The sequence below is a fragment of the Pseudomonas bohemica genome, assembly GCF_002934685.1.
Classification (GTDB): domain Bacteria; phylum Pseudomonadota; class Gammaproteobacteria; order Pseudomonadales; family Pseudomonadaceae; genus Aquipseudomonas; species Aquipseudomonas bohemica.
The window spans coordinates 1-8,040 of sequence record NZ_NKHL01000051.1 but is presented as its reverse complement, the minus strand read 5'-3'; the positions used below and the strand labels follow the sequence as shown (position 1 = coordinate 8,040).

At 56.4% G+C, this 8,040-nt stretch carries 13 protein-coding genes; 1 reads left to right on the top strand and 12 read right to left on the bottom strand.

Translation table 11 applies throughout. The features are described from left to right. Positions 1–859: 859 nt before the first annotated feature. From CE491_RS00655 to CE491_RS00620, 11 genes are all read right to left on the bottom strand, one after another. Positions 860–1,048, bottom strand: coding sequence for a hypothetical protein (locus CE491_RS00655; protein ID WP_110946457.1), 189 nt, complete (start codon positions 1,046–1,048; stop codon positions 860–862). Between the two features lie 2 nt (positions 1,049–1,050). Beyond that, positions 1,051–1,563, bottom strand: coding sequence for a single-stranded DNA-binding protein (locus CE491_RS00650; protein WP_110946456.1), 513 nt, complete (start codon positions 1,561–1,563; stop codon positions 1,051–1,053). Beyond that, on the bottom strand, positions 1,564–2,421 hold the full coding sequence (locus CE491_RS00645) for an ATP-binding protein (RefSeq protein ID WP_110946455.1): 858 nt from the start codon (positions 2,419–2,421) through the stop codon (positions 1,564–1,566). It lies immediately after the preceding gene. A 10-nt stretch (positions 2,422–2,431) separates the two neighbouring features. Beyond that, positions 2,432–2,572: a hypothetical protein gene (locus CE491_RS30090; RefSeq protein ID WP_199884920.1), complete on the bottom strand. Its 141-nt coding sequence runs from the start codon at positions 2,570–2,572 to the stop codon at positions 2,432–2,434. 7 nt (positions 2,573–2,579) lie between these two features. Next, on the bottom strand, positions 2,580–3,689 hold the full coding sequence (locus CE491_RS00640) for a coiled-coil domain-containing protein (RefSeq protein ID WP_110946454.1): 1,110 nt from the start codon (positions 3,687–3,689) through the stop codon (positions 2,580–2,582). Between the two features lie 162 nt (positions 3,690–3,851). Then, a complete protein-coding gene (locus CE491_RS30935; protein ID WP_267894461.1) occupies positions 3,852–3,986 on the bottom strand; it encodes a hypothetical protein in 135 nt (44 codons plus the stop codon). Beyond that, entirely contained in the window at positions 3,983–4,210 is a 228-nt protein-coding gene (locus CE491_RS30085) for a hypothetical protein (RefSeq protein WP_199884919.1), read from the bottom strand. The genes CE491_RS30935 and CE491_RS30085 overlap by 4 nt, the downstream gene beginning before the upstream one ends. Beyond that, positions 4,207–4,437, bottom strand: a complete 231-nt coding sequence (locus tag CE491_RS00635; RefSeq protein WP_110946453.1) for a hypothetical protein — start codon at positions 4,435–4,437, stop codon at positions 4,207–4,209. Before CE491_RS00635 ends, CE491_RS30085 begins: the two co-directional genes overlap by 4 nt. Positions 4,438–4,554: 117 nt before the next feature. Next, positions 4,555–4,848, bottom strand: a complete 294-nt coding sequence (locus CE491_RS00630) for a DUF551 domain-containing protein (protein WP_110946452.1) — start codon at positions 4,846–4,848, stop codon at positions 4,555–4,557. A 493-nt stretch (positions 4,849–5,341) separates the two neighbouring features. Next, complete coding sequence (locus CE491_RS00625) at positions 5,342–5,779, bottom strand: hypothetical protein (RefSeq protein WP_110946451.1); 438 nt, start codon at positions 5,777–5,779, stop codon at positions 5,342–5,344. 391 nt (positions 5,780–6,170) lie between these two features. Next, on the bottom strand, positions 6,171–6,416 hold the full coding sequence (locus tag CE491_RS00620) for a hypothetical protein (RefSeq protein WP_110946450.1): 246 nt from the start codon (positions 6,414–6,416) through the stop codon (positions 6,171–6,173). A 909-nt stretch (positions 6,417–7,325) separates the two neighbouring features. Between CE491_RS00620 and CE491_RS00615 the strand changes: the two genes are divergently transcribed. Further along, on the top strand, positions 7,326–7,646 hold the full coding sequence (locus CE491_RS00615; protein ID WP_110946449.1) for a DUF1654 domain-containing protein: 321 nt from the start codon (positions 7,326–7,328) through the stop codon (positions 7,644–7,646). A gap of 69 nt (positions 7,647–7,715) precedes the next feature. Here CE491_RS00615 and CE491_RS30080 read toward each other — a convergent pair whose 3' ends face one another. Next, complete coding sequence (locus CE491_RS30080) at positions 7,716–7,925, bottom strand: hypothetical protein (RefSeq protein ID WP_199884918.1); 210 nt, start codon at positions 7,923–7,925, stop codon at positions 7,716–7,718. Between the last annotated feature and the right edge of the window lie 115 nt (positions 7,926–8,040).

Here is an 8,040-nt window from a genome sequence, read left to right as displayed (position 1 = left end):
AAAGCCTCCGAAAGTTCGGTGGCGAATAGGTTGGTGGTGTTGTTTATTACGGATCACGCGTCGTAAAGTGACGGCTTATCAATTGCCAAGGTGGCGAGGTCAATGGTTCCAGATATCACTTGGTTTGGCGTGATCATCATATTTGCGATGATTTACTGGCCCATATCCTTGGTACTTTCGATCTGCCTGGTTATTTGGGGCGCCTGCATTAAAAGCAGAGGGTGGAGTGCAGTCCTTTGGCTTGCCGCCATTGTTCCAGGCCTATTGGGGGTGGGCGGGTTATTCAGCAGTGTTTGAACCGGTTGGGCTGGGCTATACGTGGTGACGGGCATAGGGCCGGGTCAGGGAGTAAAACCATGACCAGAGATGTTGTGCTGAAAAGGGGATTTATGATGGGCTGGCTTGGACAAGGCTGAAGCGGTCATAAGATCTAAGCGGGCCGGCTCAGGCTTGGCCCACTTAGATCAGAAGCTTGGATAGCATATGTAATGCTTGTCCAGATCAGCCATCACCGCCACCGCCACACACGATTAGCTCAAGAAACCCCATCTGATACCACTTATTCTGGCAACTCCATCCATGGTCCAAACTAAACGCACTTGCAGTACCGCTGAATGCGAGACCAACTGCAATAGCGATAGCTATTCCTATTTTTTGCGAGCGTGCTTTCTTTATCCTGATTCTCATAACCGCTCCTCCATTCACTCAAGTCAGCTAAGTGGGACGTAATAACGCCACAATTTTTTTAATCCACAAATGCACTGCTGTCAATCAAAGACTGTGCAATCCGCGTGTCTTTCGGGCGGAAGGTGAATGTGTTCCTGCCGTCTGCGCTGGGCGACGAGTCTGGTGATGCGCTTCATCGATTCGCCAGCATCTCAGCCTTCACCTGAGCAATCTGCCGCTCCAGCTTTTTGATGGTGGCCTCGTCGCGCACGGCATCGTCCGGCTTCCAGTCTTTGGACGCAATAAGGAGACGGTCAATGCTCTGCTGCATGTGGTAGATGTGGGAATAGCTTTCTTGATGGTTACGGAAAGTGGTGGTCATGGTCAGGCTCCCGCCAGATGGGGCATAGGGGCAAAAGGTATGTCGTCGTCGAAGTCGTCAAAGCTAGGCGGCACGCCTTGCTGGCTCTGCTGCGGCGCGGCCTGCTGCTGACGCGGTGGTTGTCGTGCAGCGCTGGCCTGCGGATGCGCCTGCCGCTGCTGGCCGTCCTGCGGCTTGCCGCCGAGCAACTGCATCGTGCCGTGCATATCCACTACGATCTCCGTGGTGTAGCGCTTGATGCCGTCCTTCTCCCATTCGCGGGTTTGCAGCTTGCCCTCGATGTAGACTTGAGAGCCTTTGCGCAGATACTCACCGGCGATTTCTGCAACCTTGCCGAACAGCGAAACGCGGTGCCACTCGGTCTTTTCAACCTTCTGGTTCGTCTGCTTGTCCGTCCATTGCTCGCTGGTGGCCAGGCTCAGGTTGGTGACTGCGTTACCGTTGGGTAGGTACCGGACATCGGGATCTTGTCCGCATGTGCCCACCAGGATGACTTTGTTAACTCCGCGAGCCATTTAAGCCGCCTCCATCAATTCAGATTTACGTTTGTCCTTCGCTGCATTGAGGCGCGAAAGCGGTTTCGGCATATGCTCGGCAATCCGATAGGCTGCGGCGTAGATGCTCTGCAGCTCCTGAATGGTCTCAACAAGCGGTATTTTCGAGATCGCTTCGTTCACTGCCTCAAGGCCTTGTTCGTCCTGCTTCTGCCCATCATTCAGCCATGCAATCAATCGGCGGCCTGTATCCGCACTTATGACCTCTGGCTGCTCGAAGATCCGGGTACGATCCTTCGTCGCGATTGCCACATTGCCGTCGTGAACCAGGTCCAGAACTACAGTGAATTCGTAGTCGGAGCCTTCACGCTGCTCGGACTTCATGCCCAGCTTAATAACTTTCTTGCCTTCACCCTGAACCGTCTCCGTCTTGCTGCGCATGGTGCAAATGATATGCAGGGGACTGGTCAGAATCGTGTCCACCAACTTCCTGTGGCGCGGTGTTGTTTCGTTCCATGCCGACCAGGTGTTCCCCTTGTATTTCTGCTTGGCGATTGCGTCATTTATCTCCAGGCAGCCTCCGGCGCCGATCCATTCGTGCGAGTAGCTGTCGATGATCAGCACCGAATACCCGGCAGCCTCTGCCGACTTGATCGCCTCTATGTAACGCTCCGGAGAGTAGGGGGCGTTAAGGCTCATTACATCGAACTCGGCATCGTCGGCGTACAGCGATGCGCTGTCATGTTCGGTATCGATCACTGCGATGCGACCGCCAAGCCCAGTGGCCAATAGTAGGGCGGATAGCGTTTTTCCTGATCCAGAAGGGCCAGCAAGAGCGAGCCGTAGCCTCGCTTGCTTACGTTCGGCTTTCTTGAACATTTGGATTACCTCAGTCGTGACTGTCAAATTCCCGCTCAATCTTGCGGGCTTCGTCTTCGTACTCGTTACGCTCGTCGCCGGAGAATTGCTCAGGCGTGAACGCGCCGACCAGTGCCCAGTCGAGGTGGGCGGCCATGCGTGGGTTGCTCATGGAGATCTCAGTAGGTGATTTGGATGGCGGGGATTTTCTTCTGGTGGATCAGGATGATGACTGCTTTGGCGCAGGCCTCATCGATACCGTTGGCGACCATGGCTTGCTGGGCTTTGAGGCACACTGACTTGATGTGCGCCTTGTCCGCCTCGCGCGCTTCCTGCTGTCGAATGATCTCGTCCGCAGCGGCATTGGCACGGGCAATCTCTGCCAGGCGTGCGCGCTCGACTGCTTCTGCCTGCCGTTGCTCAGCGGCAATGCGTTCCTGTTCGGCGCGCTGCTCGGCGGCGATTCGGTCCGCCTCAGCCTGTGCTGCCTGGCGCTCGGCCTGTTCGGCCTGCAGCTTCAGTTCCAGCTCGCGGCGTTCGGCGGCAGCCTTGGCGTCCGCCTCGCGCTTAATGGCAGCTTCATGTTCAGCTTGGGCGCGCTGCTCAGCTTCGATGCGAGCACGCTCAGCAGCGGCTCGGGCAATCTCTGCTTCGTATTCTTTGCGTTCCCGTTCGGCCTTCTCGGCGTTGAACCGCGCAATCTCGGCAAGTTCAGCCTCGTGCGTTTGGCGAGCAGCGAACGCAGGGCGCAGCTTGGTAAGCACGGCGTCCTTGGCGCGAGCGGCGTCCGCTTCGAACTCTTCCAGGTGCTTGTCGATGACGAACGATTCGGCCTCATCAATGCGATGAGCGATCTGCGCAGAAGACAGATCGGACAGACCATCATCGCGATTGATCAGCCAGTCGATGCTCGCTTGATGACCCTGCTTGCGCGCTTTTTCAGCCTCCTCCCAATCAGTAAGGGGCTTCCTAACTTCTTCCTGCCACGTACTCAGCAGCTCCTTCACCCGCCTGCGTTCATCGTCGATCTTTTTGGGGAGTGCCTTCAGTTCGGTAACGAGTTCTTTGCCGAGAACGTCAAGTTTAGATTTTGATCCGGCCAGGCTATAGGCGATCGATCTGTAAGCGTCCTGACCCTTTTTCGTTTTTACATCGGGAGCCGAGGCGTTGAATTTGTCGATCTCATCGCGGACAGACTGGAGGTACGGGTCCAGTCCGTTCGGCGTGCTGAAGACTGTCAGCGCTACTTCTTTGGCTGGCAGGACCGATAACTGGGTATCTGTGGGCATAAAAACTCCTCGCGCTCCGTGCGGGCGCTGCAATCCAATGGGGTAGGGGTTACTGAGTGATGCTGTCTGCCAGGGAAAGCGCGAGCATCAGTAGAGTGAATGCCGCAAGGACCGGGAACGAACAGCGCCAGAAAACGAGACGGCGCCGGCGCTGGTTGGGGGTCATGACACCCTCGCGATCAGCATCCCGCGCCGAGCTTCGATGCGAATCTGTCGTGGTAGCGCAGCGACCATAAAAAAGCCCTGATTGGCCAGGGCTTGTACGAGTGCTGCGCGGTTGCGAGCGATGATCGTCATACCGAACCTCCTTGCTTGGCGAGAACCGCTTCCATCTGGCCCATGCAGATGCGCAGGCGGCTGGGTAGGGATGCCAGACGCTTGGCATCGCGTTCGTTGCACTGCTGGTAGAACAGGTCGGCGCTGCCGTCGAACCAGTTGTCAGCGGCGCCACTGGACGATGACCCGAGCATTCGCTCATCCATCAACCTTGCTTGGGCGCTGTCCGCGTAGCTGGTGCTCATGATGCGATGCTCGAACAGCCATGAGTGCGGGCGTACACCTGCGCCTCCACCTGATAAATCACTCTGAACAATTCGGAATAGCGCTCTGTGGTGATAACTTTCCCCTCAAGCAGACCATCGATCCAGCCACGCGCCCGAGCGATCAACTCGCGGGCGATCAGGTCGAAGTCAGGGCTCAGCGCTTGCGCCATCAGGTTTTCGAAACGTTTATTTTGAAGGGCATCCATGATCGCCTCCTGGGCGCTGATTGACCGCATTGGTCGGAGTCCAGACAGCGGGTGACCAAACCTCTGCGCGCCGTTTGAGCGCAGATCTGGAATCCGCCGATGCGGTCGAGGAAGGGGTTATTCGGTGGGTGGTGAGGGGAGTGGCTGCCAGTGGGTGACGTCCTGATCTTTGATCGGCTCGTACCACCCGGCATATTCAGCGCTTTCTTTGACGTCATACCAGCCTGTCGCCTCAGAAAGCCCTTCCTCTTCGCCACAGTCGTCGTCGGGGTTGTAGAGGGCGTAACCTTTAAGGTACTGGGCTGCAAACACGTATCGCTGTCCATCAGAAACTGCGCAGACGATGTATTCCTTTGCCGTTCCGGAAAGCTGCTCTGGCAGCCGATCGCCGCACTTGATCCATTCGCTCATGCTCAATCTCCTTGCTGATTAACCAAACACACACGACTGCTGCATCGAGAACGCGTTAGCGCCGATGGGCAGCGGGGATGGAGCAGTGGGGTGTGTTCGGGAGGGTGTAAGAGGGGTGTTACGCGGTGGCTTTCGCGATCGACGAGTCAACCATTGTCATTGCTTTCATGGCGCTACTGTTGCCGGACGGTAGGTAGCCTACCTCATAGATTGCGAGCGGCAAGGAGCGCTTCAAGCATTTAATGCGCTGCGGAGATCAGCTTGACGCTGGCACGCTATAAGTAGAACCCAAGCTCTATTCTAGCGCCCCCCACAAACGCAAGGCCTTCTAACCAAAAGACAATTTGCCCCCCCCCACTACAGACGACCGTTTGTTCATCGCCAATTTTTGCGCCAAAGGCCGTAGGAGGGTCGGTTTCATTGACAGCAGAGTTGGGTACCGGCGTGCCTGGGGGGCGGACAGTTAGCTAGACGATGCCATGCCGTTGGTTGTTCAGTCGCTAAAGCTGCTATCGCTCGATGAGCTACAGCTGTCACTGAATGAATCGCTCGAACTATAATCGCTGCTGCTGTAACTGGAACAGTGATCGGTAGAGCGGTGAGGCTCGCTGCCGTAGCCGTTATGCGATGAACTGAACAGGTTCGGGGAATTCGGCTGCGTGGCCGAATCAAAGCTGGTATAGATGCCTGACGTCTTGAACGGTTTGCTGGGCCGTGTTGCTGCCTTCACGTTACTAGCAGCTAACGCTTCGACACCCGCCGCTGTGAGCCAAATTTTTCCGGCGCTATCTATGCTTACCAGGCCTGCGGCCACCAATTGATTCCAAAGCTGCGGGCTGACCTGCTCATAGGTTTCGCGGAAGTGGGCCAGCGATGCTTCCTCGCCGGTATTTCGAACGTACTTGAGGGCGTCGATGTAGAGGCTATTCATGCGGAGGTTCTCCGGTTGATTTTCCCGTTTGGCCCTGTAGCAAAGACCCAGACGTGTTTGGCGAACTCATCGTGTAGGTGATTCCCCAATTCAATTATGGCTGGCCGGAATGATCGATGCCACCTCCCGTGATGTGAGCGAGCCGTCTGTTTTGTGCCGCACTACATATTCTTGATCCGGGCTCGGGGGCTGTTTGGACGCAGACCGTCGGAGCCAATCCCGACATCGATCCAGATCATTGCTCGGATCTCGCGGCTTGGATGCTTGCTGCTTGGCGGCAGGATTCGTCTACATCCCGAAGCTGACCGCCCCACAAGGAGGAACGGCCACTGAGTCGCAACCTTCTCGATCAGCTTCGGGGTGGGCACTCTTGCGAATGCCTAAGGGTGGGTCAGTGCTGCCGAACAGGCTCAAGTCGAGCCCGTGCGTACTTCTCCTGTGAAATGTGAGCTGCCACACTCTCAATGGCAGCTACTGCGCCCGGCTGGCCTCGTGCGGCACAAAGCGCGAGCCCGGTCATGCTCAGCAGCTTCAGCAGAACCTGTCCTGCATCCTCAATGCTCTGCGGCTTACAGGCGTTGATGTAATCCTCTACCGCCTTGTTGGCGATCACCTCTGCTTGATCTGGTGTGACCATTTAGCCTTCCTCCAGTTGACCTTCCGAATGCCGCACGGGGTATGCGCGGCATTTGTGAAACTCACTGCTCGGCTGAATCAGCAGCCGTTCCCAGCGACTCGCTACTGGCGTCAGTTGTTGGGATGGATCGGATGTACCCGGCCTAGCTACTGGCTACAGGCCGGGGTATTGCGTCAGCGGTGTGGTTGCCGGTCTATTCCCGGCTGTCATCCAGTCCTCGGCACTGGCGCCGCTCCGTACCCGCTGCTGATTGCAGGTCGTGAGTCATCGGTGGTTTGGGCGTTGCGCTTCCTACTCGCCACCTCAATCAGCATCTATAGGTGGTGGATCACAGGTCCGTACAACATGCACGCTGCAGCGCGTTGTGCCCGGCTGATTGGGGCAGGGTGCATGAGGTCCGGCGCCCCTCAATGCCGAAGCTCGGGGCGCTAATTCGATTCGTTGTTGCTGGGTTCCGTTACCTGCCACGGTTTCCTGGGCTGCCTTGCGGCTGTCTCCACCACGCTAGGTACGAGTCGTCTCTCACCGGCGCCGCACATTTCGTGTTCGGTGCATTGCCAGTTTGTTTGCGTGGTTTCGCGTGCTTGCATGTGGAAGCACGGCAGCTAACCAGAGGCTGCATGGACGACGGTTTAGCTTTCTCGCCACCGGTTGCCCGGTACGTCGTTGGGTCACGTCAGATTGTGTAAAGAGCACAGGCTCTGTTCAGGCCCTGGCGCAGTGTTTGTCGCTGCGATGGGGGTAATTTAGAAAACTAAACAAGGGCCGTCAACTTTTATTTTAGAAAACTTAACAGCGAGCGCGTCAAATACGCCTGATCCCTGATAACGTCAAGACTTACGAATTCATAAAAGGTGAGATAAGCTTTCTAAAGACCTGTACATGCATACAGTAATCAAGGAGAAGCTGATGGCTCGCGCAGACAAGAACAAAACCCAGGAACGCAAACCAATGTCCGGAATCGAGCGCCTGACGCTCCGGGTGTCGAACATGATCAATCACCCAATCGCGCAGGATCGGAAGACTGTGACGATCCACCGACTGGAGACGGACGGTGATCGAGAATGGGAGGAGGTGATGGGGGTTCTGGCGGAAGTCGATGGAATCGACATGACATTCAACGACGAAGATGAATCGGTGACGCTGAGCTGGGAGGCGCCGGCGGATCACGACCCGCGCGCCCAAGTGCATGAGGAGTTTGATGCGGTTGAGGAGCCTGCGCCTTTCTGACAGACAAAAAAAAGCCCGCTCAGTGGCGGGCTACGGTAGGGCGGAAATGATAGGCCCTAAAAGCTCTGATCATCTAGGTTTCAACAGCGCGCCGATACAGGAGCCGATCAATGCCTGATTGCATTCAAGTATCTTCAAGCGCTCTCGTACGGAGTTAGTAACCTGGGCACCACCGGAGCGTTCTGCCCATGTCGCCAAGTCATGAACCGCTGCCGCGATAGCATTTTGATTGCGAAGAATGGCGCTAAGAAGGGTCGGGGTAACTTCAGACTTATCCATATTATTGTCCTGTGTGAAGAGATGGCGGTCTGGCAGCATAGACCAGATGTGACACATCGCAAGAAACAGGCCGTCACTTTACACACAGGCCGATGCCTGCGAGGGGTAGGGGGTG